At 72.9% G+C, this 23,701-nt stretch carries 25 protein-coding genes and 1 tRNA gene; 9 read left to right on the forward strand and 17 right to left on the reverse strand.

Going from position 1 to position 23,701, the window contains the following annotated elements:
* Positions 1-2 precede the first annotated feature (2 nt).
* The gene (locus tag QSK37_RS04730) at positions 3-1,007 is read right to left on the reverse strand and encodes an NAD(P)H-dependent glycerol-3-phosphate dehydrogenase (RefSeq protein ID WP_285617812.1); all 1,005 of its coding nucleotides are present in this window, start codon (positions 1,005-1,007) and stop codon (positions 3-5) included.
* Positions 1,004-1,798: a lysophospholipid acyltransferase family protein gene (locus QSK37_RS04735; protein WP_285617813.1), complete on the reverse strand. Its 795-nt coding sequence runs from the start codon at positions 1,796-1,798 to the stop codon at positions 1,004-1,006. Before QSK37_RS04735 ends, QSK37_RS04730 begins: the two co-directional genes overlap by 4 nt.
* Before the next feature lie 81 nt (positions 1,799-1,879).
* Between QSK37_RS04735 and cofC the strand changes: the two genes are divergently transcribed.
* Together cofC and QSK37_RS04745 are read left to right on the forward strand one after the other, a co-directional pair.
* On the forward strand, positions 1,880-2,533 hold the full coding sequence (gene cofC, locus QSK37_RS04740; protein ID WP_285617814.1) for a 2-phospho-L-lactate guanylyltransferase: 654 nt from the start codon (positions 1,880-1,882) through the stop codon (positions 2,531-2,533).
* Between the two features lie 11 nt (positions 2,534-2,544).
* A complete protein-coding gene (locus QSK37_RS04745) occupies positions 2,545-2,745 on the forward strand; it encodes a cold-shock protein (protein ID WP_285569219.1) in 201 nt (66 codons plus the stop codon).
* An 83-nt stretch (positions 2,746-2,828) separates the two neighbouring features.
* Here QSK37_RS04745 and QSK37_RS04750 read toward each other — a convergent pair whose 3' ends face one another.
* The 4 genes from QSK37_RS04750 to leuC form a co-directional block, all read right to left on the reverse strand.
* A complete protein-coding gene (locus tag QSK37_RS04750) occupies positions 2,829-3,113 on the reverse strand; it encodes an HU family DNA-binding protein (protein ID WP_285569221.1) in 285 nt (94 codons plus the stop codon).
* 106 nt (positions 3,114-3,219) lie between these two features.
* On the reverse strand, positions 3,220-3,549 hold the full coding sequence (locus QSK37_RS04755) for an SCO5555 family protein (protein ID WP_285617816.1): 330 nt from the start codon (positions 3,547-3,549) through the stop codon (positions 3,220-3,222).
* The gene (leuD, locus tag QSK37_RS04760; RefSeq protein WP_285569225.1) at positions 3,528-4,118 is read right to left on the reverse strand and encodes a 3-isopropylmalate dehydratase small subunit; all 591 of its coding nucleotides are present in this window, start codon (positions 4,116-4,118) and stop codon (positions 3,528-3,530) included. Before leuD ends, QSK37_RS04755 begins: the two co-directional genes overlap by 22 nt.
* An 18-nt stretch (positions 4,119-4,136) precedes the next feature.
* Positions 4,137-5,534 (reverse strand): 3-isopropylmalate dehydratase large subunit, encoded by a 1,398-nt coding sequence (leuC, locus tag QSK37_RS04765; RefSeq protein ID WP_285617818.1) that lies wholly within the window; start codon positions 5,532-5,534, stop codon positions 4,137-4,139.
* 76 nt (positions 5,535-5,610) lie between these two features.
* Here leuC and QSK37_RS04770 point away from each other — a divergent pair, with 76 nt between their 5' ends.
* Positions 5,611-6,324 (forward strand): IclR family transcriptional regulator, encoded by a 714-nt coding sequence (locus QSK37_RS04770; RefSeq protein WP_285569229.1) that lies wholly within the window; start codon positions 5,611-5,613, stop codon positions 6,322-6,324.
* A 3-nt stretch (positions 6,325-6,327) separates the two neighbouring features.
* Here the strand turns inward: QSK37_RS04770 and QSK37_RS04775 are convergent, their stop codons facing one another.
* Positions 6,328-7,311 carry a redoxin domain-containing protein gene (locus QSK37_RS04775; protein WP_349497941.1) on the reverse strand — a complete coding sequence of 328 codons (984 nt, stop codon included), beginning with the start codon at positions 7,309-7,311 and terminating at the stop codon, positions 6,328-6,330.
* Positions 7,312-7,385: 74 nt separating this feature from the next.
* Here QSK37_RS04775 and QSK37_RS04780 point away from each other — a divergent pair, with 74 nt between their 5' ends.
* From QSK37_RS04780 to QSK37_RS04790, 3 genes are all read left to right on the forward strand, one after another.
* Positions 7,386-8,030, forward strand: coding sequence for a MerR family transcriptional regulator (locus QSK37_RS04780; protein ID WP_285617820.1), 645 nt, complete (start codon positions 7,386-7,388; stop codon positions 8,028-8,030).
* Positions 8,031-8,073: 43 nt separating this feature from the next.
* Positions 8,074-8,907 carry a hypothetical protein gene (locus QSK37_RS04785; RefSeq protein WP_285617821.1) on the forward strand — a complete coding sequence of 278 codons (834 nt, stop codon included), beginning with the start codon at positions 8,074-8,076 and terminating at the stop codon, positions 8,905-8,907.
* A 77-nt stretch (positions 8,908-8,984) separates the two neighbouring features.
* Positions 8,985-9,800 (forward strand): SAM-dependent methyltransferase, encoded by an 816-nt coding sequence (locus QSK37_RS04790; protein ID WP_285617824.1) that lies wholly within the window; start codon positions 8,985-8,987, stop codon positions 9,798-9,800.
* Between the two features lie 20 nt (positions 9,801-9,820).
* Here QSK37_RS04790 and QSK37_RS04795 read toward each other — a convergent pair whose 3' ends face one another.
* Both QSK37_RS04795 and QSK37_RS04800 read right to left on the reverse strand, forming a co-directional pair.
* Complete coding sequence (locus tag QSK37_RS04795) at positions 9,821-10,726, reverse strand: Sco1979 family transcriptional regulator (protein WP_285617826.1); 906 nt, start codon at positions 10,724-10,726, stop codon at positions 9,821-9,823.
* Between the two features lie 142 nt (positions 10,727-10,868).
* Positions 10,869-11,105, reverse strand: a complete 237-nt coding sequence (locus QSK37_RS04800) for a DUF397 domain-containing protein (RefSeq protein WP_285571323.1) — start codon at positions 11,103-11,105, stop codon at positions 10,869-10,871.
* Positions 11,106-11,470: 365 nt separating this feature from the next.
* Here QSK37_RS04800 and QSK37_RS04805 point away from each other — a divergent pair, with 365 nt between their 5' ends.
* Positions 11,471-11,800 carry an ATP-binding protein gene (locus QSK37_RS04805; RefSeq protein ID WP_285569246.1) on the forward strand — a complete coding sequence of 110 codons (330 nt, stop codon included), beginning with the start codon at positions 11,471-11,473 and terminating at the stop codon, positions 11,798-11,800.
* On the opposite strand, the gene QSK37_RS04810 is transcribed toward QSK37_RS04805, so the two are convergent.
* Entirely contained in the window at positions 11,793-12,848 is a 1,056-nt protein-coding gene (locus QSK37_RS04810; RefSeq protein WP_285617827.1) for a DUF2332 domain-containing protein, read from the reverse strand. The two genes, QSK37_RS04805 and QSK37_RS04810, sit on opposite strands and share 8 nt — an antisense overlap.
* Positions 12,849-12,929: 81 nt before the next feature.
* Here QSK37_RS04810 and QSK37_RS04815 point away from each other — a divergent pair, with 81 nt between their 5' ends.
* The gene (locus QSK37_RS04815) at positions 12,930-16,088 is read left to right on the forward strand and encodes an ATP-binding protein (protein WP_285617828.1); all 3,159 of its coding nucleotides are present in this window, start codon (positions 12,930-12,932) and stop codon (positions 16,086-16,088) included.
* Positions 16,089-16,585: 497 nt separating this feature from the next.
* On the opposite strand, the gene QSK37_RS04820 is transcribed toward QSK37_RS04815, so the two are convergent.
* A tRNA-Glu gene (locus QSK37_RS04820) sits at positions 16,586-16,658 on the reverse strand.
* A gap of 41 nt (positions 16,659-16,699) precedes the next feature.
* Positions 16,700-17,923, reverse strand: coding sequence for a serine hydrolase domain-containing protein (locus tag QSK37_RS04825; RefSeq protein WP_285617829.1), 1,224 nt, complete (start codon positions 17,921-17,923; stop codon positions 16,700-16,702).
* On the opposite strand from QSK37_RS04825, the gene QSK37_RS04830 reads away from it, so the two are divergent.
* On the forward strand, positions 17,912-18,262 hold the full coding sequence (locus QSK37_RS04830) for a TetR/AcrR family transcriptional regulator C-terminal domain-containing protein (RefSeq protein ID WP_285617830.1): 351 nt from the start codon (positions 17,912-17,914) through the stop codon (positions 18,260-18,262). The genes QSK37_RS04825 and QSK37_RS04830 overlap by 12 nt on opposite strands.
* Here QSK37_RS04830 and QSK37_RS04835 read toward each other — a convergent pair.
* The 5 genes from QSK37_RS04835 to QSK37_RS04855 are packed head-to-tail and all read right to left on the reverse strand — an operon-like array spanning position 18,259 to position 23,688.
* On the reverse strand, positions 18,259-18,816 hold the full coding sequence (locus tag QSK37_RS04835) for a DUF6939 family protein (RefSeq protein WP_285617831.1): 558 nt from the start codon (positions 18,814-18,816) through the stop codon (positions 18,259-18,261). The genes QSK37_RS04830 and QSK37_RS04835 overlap by 4 nt on opposite strands.
* Before the next feature lie 58 nt (positions 18,817-18,874).
* Positions 18,875-20,011, reverse strand: a complete 1,137-nt coding sequence (locus tag QSK37_RS04840) for a damage-control phosphatase ARMT1 family protein (RefSeq protein ID WP_285617834.1) — start codon at positions 20,009-20,011, stop codon at positions 18,875-18,877.
* Between the two features lie 28 nt (positions 20,012-20,039).
* The gene (locus QSK37_RS04845; protein ID WP_285617835.1) at positions 20,040-22,172 is read right to left on the reverse strand and encodes a xanthine dehydrogenase family protein molybdopterin-binding subunit; all 2,133 of its coding nucleotides are present in this window, start codon (positions 22,170-22,172) and stop codon (positions 20,040-20,042) included.
* The gene (locus QSK37_RS04850; RefSeq protein WP_285617836.1) at positions 22,169-23,158 is read right to left on the reverse strand and encodes an FAD binding domain-containing protein; all 990 of its coding nucleotides are present in this window, start codon (positions 23,156-23,158) and stop codon (positions 22,169-22,171) included. The genes QSK37_RS04845 and QSK37_RS04850 overlap by 4 nt, the downstream gene beginning before the upstream one ends.
* On the reverse strand, positions 23,155-23,688 hold the full coding sequence (locus QSK37_RS04855) for a (2Fe-2S)-binding protein (protein ID WP_285617837.1): 534 nt from the start codon (positions 23,686-23,688) through the stop codon (positions 23,155-23,157). Before QSK37_RS04855 ends, QSK37_RS04850 begins: the two co-directional genes overlap by 4 nt.
* Positions 23,689-23,701: the final 13 nt, after the last annotated feature.

Consider the following 23,701-nt stretch of genomic DNA (forward strand, 5'->3'; position numbering starts at 1 on the left):
CTTCAAACTCCGTAGCGTTCCGGCTTCGGCGTGCGCGACATCAGCAGCCGTCCGGCCTCGACCGGGCTCAGGCCGCCGTGCATGACGGCCACGATGCCCTCGGTGATCGGCATCTCGACGTGGTGGCGCCGCGCGAGCTCCAGCACGGCGTCGCAGGACTTGACGCCCTCGGCGGTCTGTTTCGTGACGGCGATGACCTCGTCGAGGCTCATGCCGCGCCCGAGGTTCTCCCCGAACGTCCGGTTGCGCGACAGCGGCGAGCCGCAGGTCGCGACGAGGTCGCCCATGCCCGCCAGCCCGGCGAAGGTGTGCTGGTCGGCGCCGAGCGCCGCGCCGAGCCGGGCGATCTCGGCGAGTCCCCGCGTCATCAAAAGGGCGCGGACGTTGTCGCCCATGCCCATGCCGACCGAGATGCCGACGGCCAGCGCGATGACGTTCTTGACCGCGCCGCCCAGCTCGCAGCCGACCACGTCCGGGTTGGTGTACGCGCGGAAGTAGGGCGTCATGCAGGCGAGCTGGAGCTTCTGCGCGGTCGGCTCGTCGGTGCAGGCGACGACGGCGGCCGACGGCTGCTCCAGCGCGATCTCGCGGGCGAGGTTCGGCCCGCTGATCACCGCGACCCGCTCCTCCGGCACCCCGGCGACCTCGCGGATCACCTCGCTCATCCGCTTGCACGTGCCGAGCTCGATGCCCTTCATCAGGCTGACCAGCACGGCGTCGCCGCCGATCAGCGGCCGCCACTCCTCCAGGTTGGCGCGCAGCGTCTGGGCGGGCACGGCCAGGACGATGTACGGCGCGCCGTCGAGGGCCTCGGCGACGTCCGTGGTGGCGCTCAGGCGCTCGGGCAGCGTGGTGTCCGGGAGATAGTCCGGATTGCGGCGGGTCTGGTTGATCGCGTCGACGACGTCCGTACGGCGTCCCCACATCGTGACGTCGCCGCCCGCGTCGGCGAGCACCTTGGCGAAGACGGTCCCCCAGGACCCTGCTCCCAGTACCGCGATCTTCAAGAGGCCTTGGCCTCCTCGTTCTCGCCGTCCGTGTCGTCCGTGCCGTCCTTGTCGTTCTCGTCGGCGACCCGCTTGGCCGCGCGGGCGGCGCGCGTCGCCGCGCGGTGGTCATAGAGCGTCTCGGGCGGCGTCTCACCGCGCAGCTCGCCCAGCAGGGCGGCGATGGCGGCCATGATGTCGGCGGTGGCGGCGGTGAGCGTCTCGGCGTCGAGCGGCCTGCCCTCGTACTTCGACAGGTCCACGGGCGGCCCGGCGACGACGTGCATCGTCTTGCGCGGGAACAGCCGGATCTTCTTCGTGCCGTACCGCAACAGCTCGTGCGCGCCCCAGTGCGCGACCGGGACCACCGGGACACCGGTGGTCAGGGCGACGCGGGCCGCGCCGGTCTTGCCGGTCATCGGCCACAGGTCCGGGTCGCGGGTGCAGGTGCCCTCGGGGTAGAAGATCACGCTTTCGCCGGAGCGCAGGCCCTTCTCCGCGTCGCGGAGCGCCAGGCCCGCGTCGGAGCGGTCGCGGTAGACCGGGATCTGGCCGGTACGGCGGAGGATGTGGCCGAGGACCCGGCTCTTGAACACCGAGTCCTTGGCCAGGTACACCGGGAAACGGCCGGCGGTGTAGACGAAGTGGGCCAGCGCCAGCGGGTCGGACTCGGACAGGTGGTTGGGCGCGATGACCACACCGCCCGTGCGCGGGATGTTCTCCTGCCCCTTCCAGTCGCGTTTGAGCAGGGTGAACAGCAACGGCCGCAGGATCCCCACGACGATCGTGCGCCACACGGGCGAATATTTCATTGCCCATCTCCTAGGTTCGTCCCCGCCAACTGCGGGGTCCGGTCAAGTCTCGCGGTTGGTTCCGCATAGTGTCGACCCACGATGCCTCGTACCCACCGTCTCACCTGGACGCTCGTCGTGCCGGTCAAGCTGCTGGCACGGGCGAAGTCGCGCCTGTCCGGACCCGCCGGGCCGCACCGCGAGCGACTCGCGCTCGCGATCGCGACCGACACGGTATCGGCCGTACTCCGATCATCGCGGGTGGAGGGGGTCGTCGTGGTCACCGACGACCCGGTCGCGGCGCCGGAGCTGGCCGCCCTCGGCGCCATCATCGTGCCCGACGAACCCGACGACGGCCTGAACCCGGCGCTGGTGCACGGCGCCGCCGAGGCCCGGCGCCTGGCCCCCGAACGCGCCGTCGGCGCGCTGAGCGCCGACCTGCCGTCGCTGCGCCCCGGCGAGCTGACGCGGGTGCTGGACGCCGCAGGGGCGGTGCCGAACGCCTTCGTCCCGGACGCGGCGGGCGTCGGCACCACGCTCTACACCGCCCGGCCGGACGCGGTCTTCGCCCCGGCGTTCGGCCTGGACTCCCGGGCCCGCCACCGCGACGGCGGCGCACGTGAACTGGCGCTCGACGGCATCCCGAGCGTGCGCCGCGACGTCGACACGATCGACGACCTGCGAGCCGCCCTCGAACTCGGCGTCGGCCCCCGCACGGCCGCCGTCGCCCCGCTCCTGCCGTCCGCACGCCACTAAGCTCTGCGGTTATGCAGGCGACGGTGAAGGCGTTCGATCGCGAGACGCGCAGTGGAAGCGTGCTGCTGGACGACGGGAGCGAGCTGCCGTTCGGCGCGCTGGCGTTCGACGCCGGCGGCCTGCGGCTGCTGCGGCTCGGTCAGCGGGTCAACATCGCCGTCCAGGACGACTGGATCACCGCGATCACCCTCTCGACGTTCCCGCTGCCCTGAGGCTCAGGGCGCAACGCCGACGGCGCCCGGGAGACGGGATGTCTCTCCGGGCGCCGTGACCGTACGCATCGGTTCTTCAGGCGTTACTTCTTCTTGGGACCGGCCACCTGGCCCTTGAAATCGGCGCCGGCCTTGAACTTCGGGACCGACGTCGCCGGAACCTTGATGGTGGCGCCGGTCGCCGGGTTGCGGGCCTCACGGGCCGGCCGATCGGCCTTTTCGAAGGAGCCGAAGCCGGTGATGGCGACCTTCTCCCCCTTGGCGACGGTGTCCTGGATGGTGTCCAGAATCGCGTCGACGGCCTCTCCCGCGATCTTCTTACTGCCAACTCGTTCGGCGACAGCGTCGACGAGCTCACGCTTGTTCATGGGTTACTCCTCTTCCCCCTTGCTCGCTTGAAACTAGGGGACTCGCAGCATCTACACAATCACCCATGGCCGAGGTTTTCGGCTGTGTCGCAGGCGGAAGTGCCGATCAGGGAACGTTTTCATCGCCATCGAGATCGCCGAGGAATGATTCGAGGCGTCTCAGGGCGAGCGCGGCATCCCGTTTCGCGAGGTCGGTGATCACCAACAAATGCCTGGTCATCTGGGGTCTGACCAGCGGAGACAGGTCCGCGACCCGGGCATGCGCGATCCGGAGTCCCTCCGCCAGGGCGTCGAGCTCCGGATCGTTCCAGCCTCCGCGCGATGCGTTCATAATCACACCCGTTTTTTCGGTGGCGTCGGCGCGGCGAGTCCGCCGGCGGGCGCGACGGGCGCCCGCCGGCGTACGCGGGTGGGTCAGGCGGTCACCGGCAGCCACGGCTGCCGGCTCTTCTCGAAGACGGTGATGTCGTCGGCGTGCCGCAGGGTGAGGCCGATGTCGTCGAGCCCCTCCGTCAAACGCCAGCGGGTGTAGTCGTCGATCTCGAAGGACCGCACGCCGCCCTCGTCGCAGCGCAGCTCGCGGGCGGGCAGGTCGATGGTGAACTCCTTGGCCGGGTTCGCCTCGATCTTGTCCTGCAGGCCCTCGATGTAGTCCTCGGGCAGCTCGATCGGCAGCAGGCCCATCTTGGTGGCGTTGTTGCGGAAGATGTCGCCGAAGCGGGCCGAGATGACGGCGCGGAAGCCGTACTGCTGCAGGGCCCAGACGGCGTGCTCGCGCGAGGATCCGGTGCCGAAGTCCGGCCCGGCGACCAGGATCGACGCCCCGGCGTACTCCGGACGGTTCAGCACGAACTCCGGGTCCTCCCGCCAGGCGGAGAACAGGCCCTTCTCGAAGCCGGTACGGCTGACCTGCTTGAGCCAGACGGCCGGGATGATCTGGTCGGTGTCGACGTTGCTGCGCCGCAGCGGCACGGCGCGCCCGGTGTGAACGGTGAAGGCTTCCATGTCTGCTGGGTCCCCTCGTTACAGGTCGGCGGGAGCGGCCAGGTGGCCGGTGACGGCGGTGGCGGCGGCGACGGCGGGCGAGACCAGGTGGGTACGGCCGCCCTTGCCCTGCCGGCCCTCGAAGTTGCGGTTGGAGGTCGAGGCGCTGCGCTCCCCCGGCTTGAGCTGGTCGGGGTTCATGCCGAGGCACATCGAGCAGCCCGCCTCGCGCCACTCGGCGCCAGCCTCGGTGAACACGGCGTCGAGGCCCTCTTCCTGCGCCTGCGCCTTGACCTTCATCGAACCCGGGACAACCAGCATGCGGACGCCGTCGGCGACCTTGCGGCCCTTGACGACCGCGGCCGCGGCGCGCAGGTCCTCGATGCGGCCGTTGGTGCAGGAGCCGACGAACACGGTGTCGACGGCGATGTCGCGCAGCGGGGTGCCGGCGGTCAGGCCCATGTACTGCAGGGCTCGCTCGGCGGCGCTGCGGCGGGTCGGGTCCTCGAACTCGGCCGGGTCGGGGACGTTCGCCGACAGCGGCGCGCCCTGGCCCGGGTTGGTGCCCCAGGTCACGAACGGGGTCAGCGTCGAGGCGTCGATCACGACCTCGCGGTCGAAGACGGCGTCGTCGTCGCTGCGCAGCGAACGCCAGTACTCCTTGGCCGCCTCCCACTCGGCGCCCGCCGGGGCGTGCGGACGGCCCTCGAGGTAGGCGAAGGTCGTCTCGTCCGGCGCGATCATGCCGGCGCGGGCGCCCGCCTCGATGGACATGTTGCAGACCGTCATGCGGCCCTCCATCGAGAGCGCGCGGATCGCCTCGCCGCGGTACTCGATGATGTGGCCCTGGCCGCCGCCGGTGCCGATGCGGGCGATGATCGCCAGGATCAGGTCCTTGGCGGTCACGCCGTAGGGCAGCTCACCGTTCACGGTGACCGCCATCATCTTGGGCTTCTTCTGCGACAGCGTCTGCGTCGCCAGGACGTGCTCGACCTCGCTCGTGCCGATGCCGAACGCCAGCGCGCCGAACGCGCCGTGCGTCGAGGTGTGTGAGTCACCGCAGACGACCGTCATGCCCGGCTGGGTCAGCCCGAGCTGCGGGCCGATCACGTGCACGATGCCCTGGCCCGCGTCGCCCATCGGGTGCAGGCGTACGCCGAACTCGGCGCAGTTCTTGCGCAGGGTCTCCACCTGGGTCCGCGAGACCGGGTCGGCGATCGGGGCCAGGATGTCGGTGGTCGGGACGTTGTGGTCCTCGGTGGCGATCGTCAGGTCCGGCCTGCGGATCTTGCGGCCCGCCATGCGCAGGCCGTCGAAGGCCTGCGGGCTCGTCACCTCGTGGACGAGGTGAAGATCGATGTAGAGGACGTCCGGCTCGCCCTCAGCGCTGCGCACGACGTGCGCGTCATAAACCTTGTCCGCCAGTGTCCGGCCCATCACTTCACCTCTTCTTGGTCCTGGGCTCCTTTGCTCACGACTTGCATCTCAGATTGCGAGACGGCAGTATCGAGGCATGGACAACTCTAGCGGAGTCGGCGTACTTGACAAAGCGGTACTCGTCTTGAACGCCCTGGAGGCCGGCCCCGCCTCGCTGGCCCAGCTCGTGCAGACGACCGGCCTGGCCCGCCCGACCGCCCACCGCCTCGCCGTCGCGCTGGAGCACCACCGGCTGGTCCACCGCGACACCCAGGGCCGGTTCATCCTCGGCCCCCGGCTGGCCGAACTCGCCGCCGCGGCCGGCGAGGACCGGCTGCTGGCCGTCGCCCAGCCCATCCTCACCCAGCTGCGCGACCTGACCGGAGAGAGCGCCCAGCTCTACCGCCGCCAGGGCGACGCACGCGTCTGCGTGGCGGCCGCCGAGCGGATGAGCGGCCTGCGCGACACCGTGCCGGTCGGCAGCTCGCTGCCGATGACGGCCGGGTCGGCGGCCCAGATCCTGCTCGCCTGGGAGGAGCCGGACCGCCTCCACCGGGGCCTGCGCGGCGCGAAGTTCACCGCGACGACGCTGGCCTCCGTCCGCCGCCGCGGCTGGGCCCAGAGCATCGGCGAACGCGAGCAGGGCGTGGCGTCGGTGTCCGCGCCGATCCGCGGCACCGGCGCGCGCGTGATCGCCGCGATCTCCGTCTCGGGCCCGATCGAACGCCTGACCCGCTCCCCCGGCCGGATGCACGCCCCGCCGGTCCTCGCCGCGGCCGAGAAGATCTCCGAGTCCATGCGCCGCCCCTAGACCTCAGAAGAGCGGGCGGTAGACCGGGATGCCCCGGGTCTCCAGTTCCTCCCGGAGCGCGAAGTAGGCGTCGCCGAACGGGTCCACTCCGGTCAGCGGCATCAGGCCCCGGCGGATGGCCACGTCGTGCGGGGCCAGGGCGGCGGCCTCGGACAGATGACGGTCCGCCGCCTCCGTACGCCCGCGGCGGGCCAGCCACACCGCGAGACGGGCGTGGGCGCGGGCCCGCTGCTCCTCAGGCGTCGGGACGCGCAGGTGCTCGCCGATCTGCGCGTCCGTGAGGCCGCGATCGCCGTCGACGACCCAGCGCCGCAGCGCCGCCCACGACGCCTCGGAGTCGATGCCGTTCATCGAGCGGAACAGGTCGGTCGCCGTCTGGGTGTCCTGCGGGCGGGCGATCCGGCCCTCCTCGTCCACCCAGACGACGGTCGGCACGTTGACGATGCCGTAGCGCTCGGCGACGATTCCCTCGGCGTCGATCAGCGCGGGATGGGTGAGGTCCCGCTGCCAGGGCCGCGCCTGCTCCGGGTCGCGGTCGCACGCCACGCTGACGACGGTGAGGCCGTACGGCTCCAGCGCCTGGTGACGCTCCTCCCACGCCGGCAGGTCGTACCGGCAGCCGCACCACGACGCCCAGAAGACCAGCGCGACCTTGCGTCCGCGAAAGTCGCTCAGGGACCGGCCGCCGAGGGTGAAGTCCGGCGCCCGCCCGGTCGCGGGCAGCGGGGCGGCGTCGGCGAGGGCGAGCACCCGTTCCTCACGGTCGGCCACGGCGATCTTCCCGGTCAGCGCGGCGAAGGCCATGACGTCGATCCCGCGGTCGGTCTCGGCCTCGCGTACGGCGGCCGCCGGGACACACGAGTCGTCGCGGCACCAGCCGTACGGCCTGCGGACCCATCCGAGCACCGGCGCGGTCAGCGGCGCGCACAGGTCGTCGTCAAGGTCGATCCGCTCCTCGCGGCCGTCGGTCAAAAGCGCGTACTCCACGACGCCTCCCATTAGATAGTGACACTCTCCAATATTGGATAGCGCTAGTATCCAAGTCAAGGGGGATGACGCGGATGAAGATCTCCGAACTCAGCGACCGCAGCGGCCTGCCGGTGCAGACGATCAAGTACTACATCCGGGAGGGCCTGCTGCCGAAGGGCGCGGCGACCGCCGCGACCAGGGCGGAGTACGCCGAGGAGCACCTCGAGCGGCTGCGGCTCATCCGCGCGCTCCGGGAGGTCGGCGACCTGCCCGTCGCGTCGGTGAAGCGCATCATCGGCGCCGTCGACGACGAGGCGGTCGGCCTGCACGAGCTGCTCGGCACCGCGGCGTACACACTGAGCCCGGCGGTCGAGCCCCGCCCCGAGGACCCCGACTGGCGCTCCGCCCGTGAGGACGTGGACGCGATCGTCGCCGAACTCGGCTGGCAGGTCTCCACGGACGCGCCGACCCGCGACCTGCTCGCCCAGGCGTTCCTCGCGCTGCGCCGCCTCGGACGCCCCATCGTCTGGACCGACCTGCGGCCCTACATCGAGGCCGCCACGATCATCGCCGAGCACGAGATCGGCGGCATCCCGGTCGAGGGCGAGCGCGGCCAGGCCGTGCAGACGGCGGTCGCCACCAACGTGCTGTACGAGAAGGTGCTGCTCGCCCTGCGGCGCATGGCGCAGGAGAACGTCTCGGCCCGCCGGTTCGGCGACGGGACCGAGGACCGCTGACCGTACGCTTCACGTCCGGCCCGGCGCGGGTAATCATGACGGTGTGGATTTCGACGAGGCCGCCGACGAGCTGTACGGCGTGCTGCCGTCGGAGTTCACGGCGACCCGGAAACGGCTGGCGGGCGAGCTGCCGCGCGACGACGCCCGGCGGCTCACCGCGATGCGCCGCCCGACCGTCCCGGCCTGGGCGGTGAACCTCCTCGTCCGCGACGACGCGGTCGGCCCCGTCCTGGAGCTCGGCGAACGCATGCGCGCGGCGTGGTCGGAGGGCGGCGACCTGACCGCGCTGGACCGCGAGCGGGCGTCCCTCGTCGAGGACCTGGTCCGGCGCGCCCGCACGCTGGCCGACGAGGCCGGGCGGCCGCTGAGCGACGCCTTCGCCGACGAGGTGGACGAGACGTTGCGCGCCGCGATCGCCGACCCGTCGGCCGCCGACGCCGTACGCGCGGGGCGGCTCGACCATCCGCTGCGGCACACGGGCTTCGGCCCGTTCGGGGCCGCCGCGCCGCCGGCCCGCCCGAAGCCCCCGCCGCGCCCGGCGAAGAAGACCCGCGAGGACGAGGACGCCGCGCGGGCGGAGCGGGAGCGAAAGGATCGGGAGCGGCGCGCGGAGCGGGCCCGCGACGCCGAGCGGAAGGCCGAGGAGGCCGAGCGCTCACTCGCCGAGTGGACGTCCACCCTGGAGGAGGCCCGGGGGCGGCTGGCCGACGCCGAACGCGAGCTCGACGACCTGCGCGAGCGCGTGCGCGACGCCGAGGCCCGGCGGACGGGCCTCGCCCGCCGGGCCCAGGTGGCCGAGCGGGAGCACGACCGCGCCGAACGCACCGCGGAGGAGGCGCGCCGCCGCGCCCGCGAGCTCGCCGCGGACCCTTCCTGACACCGAGCGAACGACATCGATACTGGCGTTCTCCTCATGGGTCTAAGATCGGCCCACAACGCCAGAAAGGGTGAGATGTGACCGGCGCGTCGCGGCGGGCACTCGGGGCGTTCGACACGACCCGGCCGAACATCGCCCGCATCAACGATTACTTCCTCGGCGGCAAGGACAATTTCGCCGTCGACCGGCACGCGGCGGAAGAGCTGCTCGCGATCGCCCCGGAGATCAGGGCGATCGCGGCCGAGACCCGGAGCTTCCTCGGCCGGGCCGTGCGCTTCCTCGCCGGGCAGGGGATCCGGCAGTTCCTGGACATCGGGTCCGGCCTTCCCACCCTGCAGAACACGCACGAGGTGGCCCGCTCGGTGCTCCCGGACGCCCGCGTGGTCTACGTCGACAACGACCCGGTGGTGATCTCGCACGGCCACGCCGTCCTCCCCAGCGACGAGCGCACGGCCGTCGTCGAGGGCGACATCCGGAACCCGCGAGAGCTGGTCGAGGACCCAGGGGTGCGCCGCGTCATCGACTTCGAGGAGCCGGTCGCCGTCCTCATCTTCGGCGCGCTGCACGTCGTCCCGAACGCGGACGACCCGTTCCGATGCGTCGCGGCGCTGCGGGACGCGACGGCGCCAGGAAGCCACCTGGCCCTCTCCCACCTCGTCTTCGACACCCGGCCCGAGATCGCCCGCCACATCGAGGAGGTCTACCGGGCCGTCCTCCACCGGCCCGAGGCGCACACCGCGCGCAACCGTGAGGACGTGCTGCGTTTCTTCGACGGCTTCGAGCTGGTCGACCCCGGTCTGGTCTGGCTACGTCAGTGGCGCCCGGACCACCCGCTGCACGCGCGGGCGGCGGAGAAGATCTGGAAGGTCGGCGGCATCGGCCGCAAACCCTGAACGCACGGAGCCGGCTCGCGCTAGAGCTCGCGCAGGATGCGGTTGAGGGTGTCCTGGATCTTCGAGGCCGGCTCGGCGTCGATGCAGAGCCGCTCCATCACCATGTGGTAGTGGTCGACGTCCTCGCGCTTGTCGAGGTAGAGGGAGCTGGTGAGCTGTTCGAGGTAGACCACGTCGGGCAGGTCGCGCTCGGCGAACCGCAGGATGCTGAACGGCCCGCCCGCGGCGGCGTGCCCGCCGAGCGCGAACGGCACCATCTGCAGCGTGACGTTCGGCAGCTCGGTCATCTCCAGCAGGTGCCGCAGCTGGCGGCGCATGGCCTGGACGCCGCCGAGCGGACGCCGCAGCACGGCCTCGTCGACGACCGCCCACAAGTGCGGCGGGTCGTCGGACCGCAGCAGCGACTGCCGCCGCATCCGCAGGCCGACGCGGCGCTCGACCTCGTGGCCCGGGGCCGACGGGTGGCCCAGCAGCGTGACGGCGCGCGCGTAGTCCTCGGTCTGCAGCAGCCCGGGGACGAACTGCACCTCGTACGCGCGGATGCGCGACGCGGCCTCCTCCAGGCCGATGTAGACCTCGAACCAGGCCGGGAGGATGTCGGAGTAGCTGTGCCACCAGCCCGGGGCGTTCGCCTGGTCGGCCAGTGCGAGCATCGCCGCCTTGTCGCTCTCGTCGTCCACGCCGTAGAGCGTCAGCAGGTCGGCGACGTCGCGGCTCCGGAACCGCACACGGCCCAGCTCCATGCGGCTGATCTTCGAGTGCGAGCCTCGGATCGCCGCCCCGGCCTCCTCGCAGGTGATCTGCCGCTGTTCGCGGAGTCGCCGCAGCTGGGAGCCCAGGACGATGCGCAGCACGGTCGGCCCACCGCGGTGGGGACCGAACACGTCGCGTGCGGCGTCCTCACCGCCGGCATGGGACCCGATCATCTGCTCCCCTAGGACACTGGAATCGGCCCAGTGTCCCACTGGAGCCCGTCGTTGCAAAGCGCCCGCCTCGGGCGGGGCATGGTCCGGCCGCCCTCGGCGAGCGTGAGGTAACCCGCCTCGGGCAGCGTATGGTCGCTCGCCCTCAGGCGAGCATGTGATCGAAGTCGCCGTCCTTCGCTCCCTTGATGAAAGCGTCGATCTCCGCCCGGGTGTACAGCAGCGCGGGGCCGTCCGGGAACCGTGAGTTGCGAATCGCGATCTCGCCGCACGGCAGTTCGGCGAGTTCGACGCAGTTTCCACTCGGATTACTGGCATGGCTCTTCAGCCAGCTGGCCTCCCGCAGGCGGGCTGCCGATATTCCGTTGTAGGCCTGATACATGTCGCCTCCAAGCCATCCAAGACCGCCCGACCGGTGAGCCAAAGGTCGGACCCCTTCCGGGAGCGGCACAACGCTCGTGCACATGCACGTGCATTCGTGCGTGCATGCGTGCTTGCATATGCACGACTTGAGGAGCAAGATAGCGGAACGGCGCATGACGCGCCCCGCGACGTTCACGACTTCCCCCAGGGTCCGCAATGAACTTGCCGCCATCGAGCGAAACCACCGGCTTCTCCCGCCCCGAACAGGGGTGGGACGATTGGCTCCGCCCTTTTGACGGCACCCCTTGGTCGGACGGCGGTCGGCCGCTGGTCGCCGCCCAAGACCTGCCCTCTGAGGCTGCCTCGCCGGGTATAGCCCGGAATGTGACAAAGGACACACTTACTCGCTGGAGTCTCTGCGACTTCTACGACGACGCCGCGGTGGTCGTCTCCGAACTGGTGACCAACGCCATCCGGTACGGCCTGTGTCCCGCCGCCCGCGACCCGCTGCGCCTGGTGCTCGCCCGCTACGAACGCCAGCTCGTCTGCATGGTGACCGACCCGACCGACACCGCGCCCAAGATGCAGGAGCCCGACTGGGTCGCCGAGACCGGTCGCGGACTGCACATCATCGAGGCCATGAGCCGCGCCTGGGGCTGGACCCCGCTCCTCGGCGGCGGCAAGGCGGTCTGGGCGTCCTTCTCGATCAGCTGACGTCCGGCCGGGCCTCGCCGGAGTCGGAGATCCACTCCGCGTGCCCGTGGCCGATCGCCAGCCGCCGGCCCGGCTCACCGCCACGGCGCAGCTCCAGAGCGAACCCCTGCGTCCCCAGGTCACGGGACGCCTCGAACGACAGATGGAACAGGTCGTGCTCCCGCCCGGCGCCCGCGATCGCGGCGTCGAAGGCCTCCCGCCGCTCGGCGGGTACGTGCAGGCGCGTCGCCGAATGAAAGATCACGACCGGCGTCCCGCGCGGCACCCCGGCGACCACCTCCGGCAGCAGCTCGACCGCGTCCCCCGCGTACGTCCGGGGCGGATTCGCCGCCACGGCCCGCAGCGCCTCGTCCTGAAGGGTGGCCTGCGCGGTGTTCTCCGGCCAGATCAGCGCCCGCAGCCAGAGCCGCTCGTCGGGATCGCGGGCGTCGATCGGATTGAGGTCGATGCCCGCTCGATCGGCGATGACGGGCAGCGGGCCGAGGTCGGGCGGCGGTCCTTCTCCGCGCCACTCGGCCGACACCACCACGCGTGAGGACGCCCTCCCCCACGTACGTCCCGCGATGGCGTATCGGTAGTCGTCGAAGCGCAGGTGCACGCCCGCGCTGGACCCCACCTCGATCAGCGTCACCGGCTCGTCCGTCATCGACGCGACCGCCGCCATGCCGAGGCGCAGGACGGCCGAGCGCTTCACGACGTTCGTCTGGACGAGCCGGCGGCGCATCAGCGCGACGATCTCTTCTCTCCGGCGCAGGCAGAACGCGGTGAACGCCGGACCGGGGTCGCCCGCCGCGGTCCCCGCGCCGCACGAGGGGTACCAGGCGGCCAGTTCCTGCGCCGGATCGCGGAGCAGCAGGTAGTGCACCGACGCCAGCAGCAGGTTGGAGGGCAGCTGGCCGGAACGCGCGTGCCGGGCGATGGCGAGCAGCCGGTCGTCGGCCGCGACCACCTGGCCGAGCCGCGCGTACAGCGGCGAGCCGGCGAAGTGACGCGGCGAGTCGGCGAAGAGCTCGACGAGAGGGTCCGCGGCGCTCTGGGCGGTGCTCATGCCGGGATCGTCGCTCAGCCGATCAATCGCCGTCAATGTTGATTATAATCAATATTCCGCCGATGCGTCACAATCGACGCCATGGGGTTCGGCATTCTGGGGGCGACAGAGGTACGGTCCGCCGACGGGGTCCCGGTTCCGGTCGGCGGCCCGAGGGTGCGCGCGCTCCTCGCCCTCCTCCTGCTGAACGCCGGGCGGCTGGTCACCACGGAGCGCCTCATCGACGGCCTGTACGGCGACGAGCCGCCCGCGGGCACCGCCAACGCCCTGCAGTCCCAGGTCTCCCGGCTCCGGCGCGGCCTCGCCGCCGCCGGCCTGGCCGCCGGGGTGGTGGAGTTCCACGCGGCCGGTTACCGCCTCGCCGTCGAGCCGGACGACGTCGACGTCCACCGGTTCGAACGCCTCGCCGGGGAGGGGCGGAGCGCGCTGGCCGCGGGTGACGCGGCGCGCGCCGTGGGCCTGCTGCGCGAGGCGCTGGAGCTGTGGCGCGGGCCCGCGCTGGCCGACGTGGCCGACGCGCCGTTCGCCGAGGCGCAGGCCGCGCGGCTCGACGAGCTTCGCCTGTCCGCGCTGGAGGATCGCGCCGAGGCCGCGCTGACACTGGGCCGCGGCCGCGACCTCGTACCGGAGCTTCAGGAACTGGTGGCCGCCCATCCCCTGCGCGAACGCCCGCGCGGCCAGCTGATGCGCGCGCTCCACGGCGCGGGCCGGCAGGCCGAGGCCCTCACCGTGTTCGAGGAGACGCGCCGCGTCCTGGCCGAGGAACTCGGCGCCGACCCGTCGCCCGAGCTGACCGCCGTGCACCTGTCGATCCTGCGCGGCGAGGCGGCCGCACCGCCGGAGACGCCGGGCCCGCGCCGCCCCCTGCCGGCCCAGCTCACCAGCTTCGTCGGACGAGACGAGGAGTTGCAGCGGATCGGCAAGCTGCTCGCCGCCGGACGCCTCGTGACGCTCCTCGGCCCGGGCGGGTCCGGCAAGACGCGCCTGGCCCTCGAGGCCGCCGCGCAGGAGAAGGGCGAGGTGTGCTTCGTCGACCTGGCGCCGGTCGTCGGCGACGCCGCGGGGTCCCGGCACACGGTCGTGCAGGCGGTGGTCGAGGCCCTCGGGCTGCGCGAGTCCGGCCTGTTCGCGCAGCCGGCCGACGCACGGCCCGACCCCGAGGCCCGGCTCGTCGCCGCCCTGTTCGAACGGCCGATCCTGCTCATCCTCGACAACTGTGAGCACGTCGTCGACAGCGCCGCCCGGCTCACGCACCGGCTCCTCGGCGCCTGCCCGGAGCTCCGGGTGCTGGCGACCAGCCGCGAGGCGCTCGGCATCACCGGCGAGGGCCTGTGCCCGCTTCCGCCGCTTCCCCTGCCACCGCCCGCGACGGACGCCCTCGACGCGCTGAACTACCCGGCGATCCGCCTGTTCGCCGACCGCGCCGCCGCCGTGCGCCCGGACCTGGACCCGGCCACCGAGCTCCCCACCATCCAGCGGATCTGCGTCGCGCTCGACGGGCTTCCGCTGGCCATCGAGCTGGCCGCGGCGCGCCTGCGCTCGCTCACCGTGGAGGAGGTCGCCGCCCGCCTGGACGACCGGTTCCGGCTGCTCTCGCGCGGCGACCGCACGAAGGCGCCGCGGCACCGGACCCTGCGCGCGGTGGTCGAGTGGAGCTGGGACCTGCTGGGCGAGGACGAGCGAACCCTGGCGCGGCGGCTGACGGTCTTCGCCGGCGGCGCGACGGCGGCCGCCGCGGCGCGCGTGTGCGCCCTGCCCGCCGAGGACGTCGACGACCTGCTCGCCGACCTCGTGGACAAGTCGCTCGTCGAGGACGTGGGCGGCCGCTACCGCATGCTCGACACGATCCGGGTGTTCTGCGCCGAGCGGCTGGCCGAGGCCGGCGAGGACGAGTCCACGCACGCGGCGCACGCCGCGTACTTCCTCGACCTGGCCGAGACCGCCGAGCCGTACCTGCGCCGGACCGAGCAGGTGGACTGGCTGGCCCGGCTCGACGCCGACCACGGCAACCTCCTGGCGGCGCTGCGGTGGGCCGTGCCCGCCGACCCGGCTCTGGCGCTGCGCCTGCTCACGGCCGTGGGGTCGTACTGGTGGCTGCGCGGGCTGCGCAGCGAGGGCGTGCCGATCGCCCTCGAACTGCTCGACGTCATCGGGCCCGAGCCGCCGGCCGGGCTCGAGGAGGAGTACCTCTTCGCCGTCCTGACCGCCGTCGTCGGCGGCGCCCAGGGGCCACGGGTCCGTGACCTCCAGCGGATCGCCGACGTGCTGGTCGCGAGCCGCTCGGCCGGTGAGCACCGGCCGCTGCGCCCGGTGGTGACCGTGATGTGGGCGCTCGGCATCGGGCCGGCCGAGGCGGACGCCGAGTTGCAGGAGCGGCTGATGAGCCGCGACCCGTGGTCGCTGGCGCTCCGTCACCTCGGATGGGGATACGTCCTGCTCTTCCACGGCGACGTCGACGGCGCCGAGGCCGAGTTCACGACCGGCGCCGAGGGCTTCCGGGCGGTCGGCGACCGCTGGGGGCTGGCCGGGGTCCTGTCCGCGCTGGCCCGCCTGGTGGCCTGGCGCGGCGACGACCGCCGGGCGCTCGCCCTGGCCGATGAGGCGTTCGAACTGGTCCGCCTGCTCGACGCCGCCGAGGACATGGCCGACCTGCTGTGCCTGCGGGCCGAGGGGCTGGGCCGCTCCGGCGACGTCGCGGGAGCGCGCTCCTGCTACGCGCAGGCGGGTGAGGTCGCGCGCCGGTCGGGCTCGCCGGAGCGGGTGGCCCAGGTGCGGCACGGGCTCGCCGAGCTGGCGCGGCTGACCGGCGACCTGGGCGAGGCCCGCCGCCTGGCCGAGGAGGCCTTGAAGGCGTGCACGGCGGAGTCGTTCGGCGTCACCGAGATACGGGGACACGTCCTCGTCAGCCTCGGCCGGATCGCCGAGGCCGAGGGTGACGCCGCCGAGGCCGAGGCGTGGCACCGACGAGCGCTGGCGGCCGGCGGTCAGGACGTACGTGCCGCGGCGGACGCGGCCGAGGGGCTCGCCGGGGTCGCCCTGCTCCACGGCGACGGGGAGCGCGCCGCGACGCTGCTCGGCGCGGGCACGGCCCTGCGCGGGATCTCCGTCGCCGGCGACCCGGACGTCGCACGCGTCGCCCGCCGGGCCGGGGAACTGATCGGCGAGAGGGCGTACGAGTCGGCCTTCGCACGCGGCACGGCGATGCCCCGCGAGGAGGCCCTCGCCCTCCTCGCCCCCTGACCAACGCGAGCCCAGCCCCAGGCGGAATCCCTGCCCGGCGACCCGGCCCTCGTACGCGGCGCCGCGAGGCATCTCCTCCTCGTCGGTGGCTGAGGGGCGCGGGCGGCCTGGAGGGGCCGCCCGCGCGGGGTGTCAGCCGCTCTTGATCTTGTCGTAGCGGTAGGCCGTGTAGCCCTTGGTGCTCAGGCTGCTCTTGAGGTGGAGCGCCATGGAGACGTAGCCGGAGCAGTCCGTGCGGTAGTGCCGGCCCTGGGGATCCGGATGGGAGCCCTGTCAGTCGTAGCGGAACTCGTCGTGGCGGTCGTACCGGTATTTCGCCCGGGAGATGACCTCGGACCGCTTAATCGCCCCACCGACCTTGTCTGCTTCCAAACATGGATCACGACATATCCGGAACAGGCGGGGAAAAAGATCGCCTCAGTGTTCCCTGAGAGGCGAGTGGAGGCGGCTATGACAAAAGGGCTGACCGCCGTTATGGCGATCAGCCCTTCATGCTGTAGTCCCGACCGGATTTGAACCGGCGTTACCGCCTTGAGAGGGCGGCGTCCTAGGCCACTAGACGACGGGACCTCATCCCGCCCGCTTGGTCTCCCTTGCGGGCGACGCCCAGCTTAGCGGACGTTCTCCCGTTGTACGAACCGGGATCTTCGAGGCACCGAGCCCGCAGATCGGAATCCGCGTTCATCGGCGGGAAAAGCATACCGAGCCTCGGCGACGACAGCCAACCTGAGACACCGGATGTCCGGCGCCGGGGCCGAGCGGACGGGAGGTGATCGTCCCGCCTCCGGCCCCCACCAGGGGATCCCCGGTCCTCCTTCGTCAACGCATCTCAGCGATCGGCCATTCCAAGAGCGGAGCGGATGACGCCGACGGCCCGTGCCGCGTTGTCGCCGGACGGCGCTGTCAGCCGGTTGTGCGTGAAGGCGAAGGAGAAACGGCCGGCCGGGTCCGCGAAGGCGACGCTTCCGCCGCTCCCCTTCGACCCGAAGGCGCCCGGCGGCATTTCCGGCAGGCCGAGGAAGTAGCCGAGGCCTTTCGGGACCGGCCCGCCGAGGACGCGGTCGGCCTCGGCGATCACGACGGTGGCGGCGCGCGGCGGAGATGAGCCGGACTCCGTCGACCTCACCGATGAGGGCGGCGAACATCCGTGCGAGCGCCTGTGCCGTCATCGTGCCCGCGCAGGGCACGTCGGCGGTGAGGTACTCCGCCCGGTTGCCCAGCTCGGCGTCCGCCTGCAGGGCGGCCGGGGCCGCCTGGAAGAACATCGAGTCTGCGGGCCTGGCGGCCAGGGCGCCGGCCCAGCCGCCGTCCTCCAGCCGCGCGACGCGCGGCAGGTGCTCCTCCGGCACGCCGAAGAACAGCTCGCCGTCGACGCCGAGCGGGGCGGCGACCTCCTCCCGCAGGACCTGGGCGATGGTGCGGCCGGTCGCGCGCCGTACGGTCTCACCGACGATGTGGCCGAAGGCCAGCGCGTGGTAGGCGGTCACGGCGCCGGGCGCCCAGAGCGGCCGCAGATCGGCGACGCCGGCGCACGCGGCGTCCCAGTCGCGCAGGTCGCCGAGAGTCAGGCCGGGCGGTGCGAGCGGCACTCCGGCCGTGTGGGTGAGCACGTGGGCGAGCGTGATGCCGCTCTTGCCGTGGGCGCCGAACTCGGGCCAGTACTCGGCGACGGGAACGTCGTAGCCGAGCCGCCCGTGTTCGGCGGGCACGACGGTCGCGGCCAGCCCCTTGCCCGTGGACCAGCCGTTGAAGAGCGTGTGCTCGTCGACCGGACGGTCCGCGGTCCGGTCGGTCCGTCCCTGTCGCGCGCGGTGCGGCGGGCCATGCTGTCCCACCGCGACGGCGGGCGGCTGCGGGAGCACATGCACGACCCGTCCGACCAGTGGCCGGGCCTCGAACTGCTGCTGCAGATGATGGAGGAGGCCGGCTTCACCGTGGAGGACGCCATGTCGGCGATCTTCACGGTGGGCCACCACATCCTGGGCTCGGTCATCGCCCAGCAGGAGGACCAGGTCCCGCCGGGCGCCGGGAACGCGCGGATCGACGCCCGCCGGTTTCCGCGCGTCGCCCGCGCCGCAGCGCTGCGGGCCGAGGGCCGCGACCACGACCGCGAGTTCGAATACGGCCTGGCCGTGCTCGTCGCCGGCTGCCGCGCGATGCTCGACCGACGCTAGGCCTCCTCGGGCCAGCGGCCTCCTACGTGGAGGGCGACGAGTGCGGCGTGCGACAGCGGGGTGGACGGGTCGGCGACGTCGCCGTTGGTCGTGTAGTCGAGCAGCACGACGTCGCCGTCGGCGGACATGGCGCGGAGGCGGTCGACCAGGTCGGCCGTCCGGTGCTCCAGCACCCAGCGGTAGGCCGGCAGGTAGATGCGGCGCCGTGCCGTCTCGTACGGCAGCAGCGTCTCCCCGTCGAGCCCGTCGCGATGGCCGCGGACCGGGCCGTACCTGCGCACCGTGCGCTTCAGCCCCCGCATGCGCGCGTTGTCTAGGAGGGCCGGGTCGACGTCCGCGGTGGCGAAGACCTTCAGCGCCTGCCAGATGCCCTCGACCGACTGCGCGGTGACGCCGGGCGAGCGCGGCACCGGGATGCCGCCGTGCGGGTAGAACGGGCTGAGCCGCACCCAGGGCTCCTCGGCCCGCGAGGTCACGTCGATGACGCGCGCTCCCGGATGTGCCTCGGCGAGCCTGGCCGCCGAGCGGCGGCGGCTCGCGACCTGGATCGGCATGCCGGACCCCTCTCCCCTGTGCGGACCGGGTCCAGCATGGCCGACGGCACCGACAGTCTCAGAGGCGCGCCTGGATCAGGCCGTGGGTGCCGCCCGTCCGCCAGTCACCGCCGGACGCGTCGAGGGAGGACAGCGTCGCGGCGTCGACTCCCGTCACGACGTCGGACTTCAGCGTGCGCAGCGCCGCCACCGGGCCGGGGAAGTACGCGGTGACCTCGGCGAACGGCGTCGTGGCCGGCCAGGCGCGGTCGCCCACGAGGCGCCGGTAGTTCAGGTCGCCCTTCATGATCGTGAGCGTGTGGCCGCCGAACTCCTCCGCCAGGTCGGCGGGCATGCGGTGGTACGACCACGGCGCGCAGGAGAAGGCATGGGCGCGGAGGCGGAGACGGCCCGCTCCGATCGCCTCGGACAGCCTCCGCTCGACGGCGGCGGCCTCGCCGTCCGCGGCCGCGAGGCGGCGCAGGCAGGCGACCAGGTCGGCCGTTGTCGCGTCGGAGACGTAGTAGGGATGCGGCTTCAGGTGGAGCGTCACCGTCGCGGCCAGGCCGGTGCGGAGCAGGTGGTCGATCAGCAGCAGGTCCGCGAGCAGCTCCCGGCCGGCGTTGTCCGCGACGACGCCCACGTGGTGCGGACCGCCCGCGTCGAGCGCGGACCACACCAGGGCGCCGTCGTCGGCCACCAGGCCGCCGGAGGCGTCCAGGTCTCCGGCGGCCCCGAACAGGAAGCCCAGATCCGCCTGGTTGCCCCACAGCGAGGCCCGCAGGAGCGCCTGCCGCTCCTCGGCGGCGGGCACGGCGACCGTCGCGTCCCGGAGCTCCGCGGCCTTCCAGTACTCGAACGGGTCGACCCAGTACCAGGGGCCCGGCGTGAAGAACCCCACCGCGCCCAGAAGCCGCCGGTAGAAGTACGACTCCCACCACAGGAACGGCACGTCGGCCCACGGGCGGCCGAAGTAGGCGGCGCCCCAGCGGTCCCAGCGTGCGCGATCGGGCGCGTCCTCGCCGAGCGGCCGCATCGGGCCGGAGGCGATCTCCTCCCGCAGCGCGTCGAGCGCCCGGCGCTGCTCCGGCCCGTACGGGTGCCGGTCGCGCACCTCGGTGATCAGTTTCGGAGTGCGCTCGCGCAGCACCTTCCAGCCGTAGCCGCTCGGATCGTTGCCGAGCGGCTCCGGCGTGTCGAGATCACCCCGGGGCACCGCCACCTCCCGTCGTTCGCGACGAACGTTACCGCCGGCCGCCGCTCAGCACCCGTTCGAGGCTGATCGGCAGGTGCCGGTGACGTACGCCGGTCGCGTGCCAGACGGCGTTGGCGACGGCGGCCGCGCCGCCGACGATGCCGATCTCGCCGAGGCCCTTGATCCCCGAGGGGTTGTAGGTGTCGTGCTCGTCGATCCAGTCGGCCTCGATGAGGGGGACGTCGGCGTTGGCCGCCACGTGGTAGCCCGCGAGGTCTCCGTTGGCCAGGCCGCCGGAGGCGTCGTCGCGGACGCCCTCCTCGTGCAGCGCCATCGACAGCCCCCACGTCATGCCGCCGATGAACTGGTTGCGCGCGGTCAGCGGGTTGACGACGCGGCCCACGGCGAAGATCCCGAGCATCCGGCGCACGCGGACCTCGCCGCTGGCCGGATCCACCGCGACCTCCGCGAACTGGGCGCCGTACCCGTGGCTCTCGCGCTGTTCACGGGCGGCGAGCAGCTCGGTGGTGTCCGCGTGGGCCGTGACGCCCTCCGGCGGGAGGTCGGCCATGTCGCCGGGCAGGTCGGCCAGCTTCTTGCGCAGTGCCACCGCCGCCTCGTTGATCGCCCAGGCCCAGGACGCGGTGCCCATCGAGCCGCCGGCGAGCCAGGCGAGGCCGAAGTCGCTGTCCGCGATCCGGATCCGTACCGACTCCGGGGACACCTCCAGGGCGTCGGCGGCGATCTGGCCGAGCGCCGTGCGGGCGCCGGTGCCGATGTCGGCGGCGGTGACGCGCACGGTGTACGTGCCGTCCGCCTCGGCGGTGATGGCCGCCGTCGACGCTCCGACGCCGGCCGAGTGCGCGGCCGCCGCCACCCCGGTGCCGAGGAGCCAGCGTCCGTCCCGTCGGACGCCCGGACGCGGGTCGCGGTCGGCCCAGCCGAAGCGGCGCGCGCCCTCCTCCAGGCAGGCGACCAGGTTGCGGCTGCTGAACGGCAGCCCGGACACCGGACCGGTCTCGGGTTCGTTGCGGAGGCGGAGCGCGATCGGATCCACCCCGACCTCGGCGGCGAGCTCGTCCATCGCCGACTCGACGGCGAAGGACCCGGGAGCCCAGCCGGGCGCGCGCATGAACCCCGGCGTCGGCACGTCGAGCGGAACCACCCTGGTGCGCAGGCGGAACGCGTCCGCGGCGTACAGGGTCCGGCTGTGCCGCGTGGACTGCTCGGCGAACTCGTGCACGGTCGAGGTGGGCGACGCGGTCTCGTGCTCGACCACCCGCAGGCGTCCGTCGGCGTCCGCGCCGAGCCGTACGCGCTGCGCGGTCGCGGGCCTGTGCCCGACCAGCGAGAACATCTGCCGGCGGGTGAGCACCACCCGGACCGGCCGGTGAAGGATGGTGGTGGCCATCACCGCGAGCACGGTGTGCGGGAGCCGCAGCCCCTTGGAGCCGAAGCCGCCGCCGACGTGCTCCGACCGCACCCGCACCGTGTCGGCGTCGAGGGAGAACAGCGCGGCCAGCACCTGGGCGACCGCGTAGGAACCCTGGTTGGAGTCGACCACCTCCAGGCGGCCGTTCTCCCAGCGCGCCATGGCGGCGTGGGGCTCCATCGCGTTGTGGAACTCCTCGGGCGTGGTGTACTCACGGTCCACCACGACGGCCGAGGCGGCCAGTTCGGCGTCGGGGTCGCCCTGGTCGACGTCGGGCATGGCGAGGGGGCTCGGCGCCGTCGGGCGCAGGCCGGGGTGGTCGGCCCGGAAGGCGGTGTCGTACGGCTCCTCGTCGTAGGTGATGACGAGGGCGTCGGCGCCCGCCCTGGCCTGCTCCTGCGTCTCGGCGACCACGAGGGCGACCGGCCAGCCGACGTGCGGCACCCGGTCGTCCTGCAGGAGCTGGAGGTTCGCGTCGGGTCCCATCAAGCCCGCGCCGGGCGTCAGGCGCAGCGCGTTGCCGGGATGCAGGACGGCGAGCACGCCCGGCATCGCGAGCACGGTGTCGGTGTCGACGGAGCGGATCCGGCCGCGGGCCACGGTCGAGGTCACGAGCCACCCGTGGGCGAGCTCGGCGAACGGGATGTCCCCGGTGTAACGGGCCTCCCCGGTGACCTTGGCGCGGCCCTCCCGCCGGGTGTGCGGCGTTCCGGTCGCGGACGTGCGGGGTGGCGCGGCGGGGGTGGTCATCGAGCGGCCTCCTGAAGCTCGGTGAGCGTCGAGACGACGAGATTCCGGATGAGCGGCACCTTGTACCCGTTGTGCGCGAGCGGCCGGGCCGCGGCCAGCTCGGCGTCGGCCGCGGCGGCGAACGCCTCCGGGGTGGCCGGGCCGCCGATGAGGGCCCGCTCGGCCTCCCGCGCGCGCCAGGGCCGGGAGGCGACCGCGCCGAAGGCGATGCGCACGTCCCGTACGGTGCCGTCCTCGACGTGCAGGGCGGCGGCGATCGAGCCGTTGGCGAAGGCGTAGGAGGCGCGTTCGCGCACCTTGCGGTAGCGGGACCGGGCGGCCACCGGGGCGGCCGGCAGGGTCACCCCGGTGATCAGCGCGCCGTCCGGCAGCGCGGTCTCGCGGTGCGGGGTGTCGCCGACCGGCAGGTAGAAGTCCGCGAGCGGGATCTCGGCGGACCCCTCCGGCGTGAGGACGCGGACGACGGCGTCGAAGGCGGCGAGTGCGACGGCCATGTCCGAGGGGTTCGTGGCCACGCAGTGCTCGGACCACCCGAGGATGGCGTGGTTGTGGTGCTCGCCGTTCAACGCCGAGCAGCCGCTGCCGGGCTCGCGCTTGTTGCAGGGCCGGCTCAGGTCGGTGAAGTAGCCGCAGCGCGTGCGCTGGAGCAGGTTGCCGCCGACCGTGGCCATGTTGCGCAGCTGCCCGGACGCGCCGGCGAGGACGGCCTCGGCGAGCGCCGGGTAGCGGTGCCTGACCTCGGGATGGGCGGCGAGGTCGCTGTTGGTCATCGTCGCGCCGATCGTCAGCGCGCCGTCGCCGGCGACCTCGATCCGGTCCAGCGGAAGGCCGCGCACGTCGACCAGCAGCGCGGGGTTCTCCACGCCGGTCTTCATCAGGTCGACGAGGTTCGTGCCGCCGCCGAGGAAGCGCGCCTCGGGCTCGCCGGAAAGCAGCGCGACCGCCTCGTGGGCGTCGGCGGCACGCCGGTAGTCGAACTCCCTCATGCGTTCACCTGCTCGTTCTTCGCGGCCTGGGTCACGGCACGGACGATGTTGACGTACGCGCCGCAGCGGCAGAGGTTGCCGCTCATGCGTTCGCGGATCTCCTCCTCGCTGACCGCCGGCGGGCGCCGTACGTCATCGGTGGCGGCGCTCGGCCACTCACGGGCGAGCTCCTCGATCACCGCGACCGCCGAGCAGATCTGACCGGGCGTGCAGTAGCCGCACTGGTATCCGTCGAGGTCGACGAACGCCTGCTGGACCGGGTGCAGTTCCTCGCCGTCGGCCAGGCCCTCGATGGTGGTCACGTCGCGCCCTTCGGCGGCGACCGCGAGCTGGAGGCAGGAGTTGACCCGCTGCCTGTCGAGCAGCACCGTGCAGGCGCCGCACTGGCCCTGGTCGCAGCCCTTCTTGGTACCGGTGAGGTCGAGCCGCTCCCGCAGGGCGTCGAGCAGGGTGGTGCGGTTGTCGACCGTGAGGGAGTGGGTCTCGCCGTTGACACGGAGCGAGATCTCCGTGGACCTGGTGGAAGTCATTCAGTCTCCTGGG

Origin of the sequence: Actinoallomurus iriomotensis (genome assembly GCF_030269445.1) — a bacterium.
Classification (GTDB): domain Bacteria; phylum Actinomycetota; class Actinomycetes; order Streptosporangiales; family Streptosporangiaceae; genus Actinoallomurus; species Actinoallomurus iriomotensis.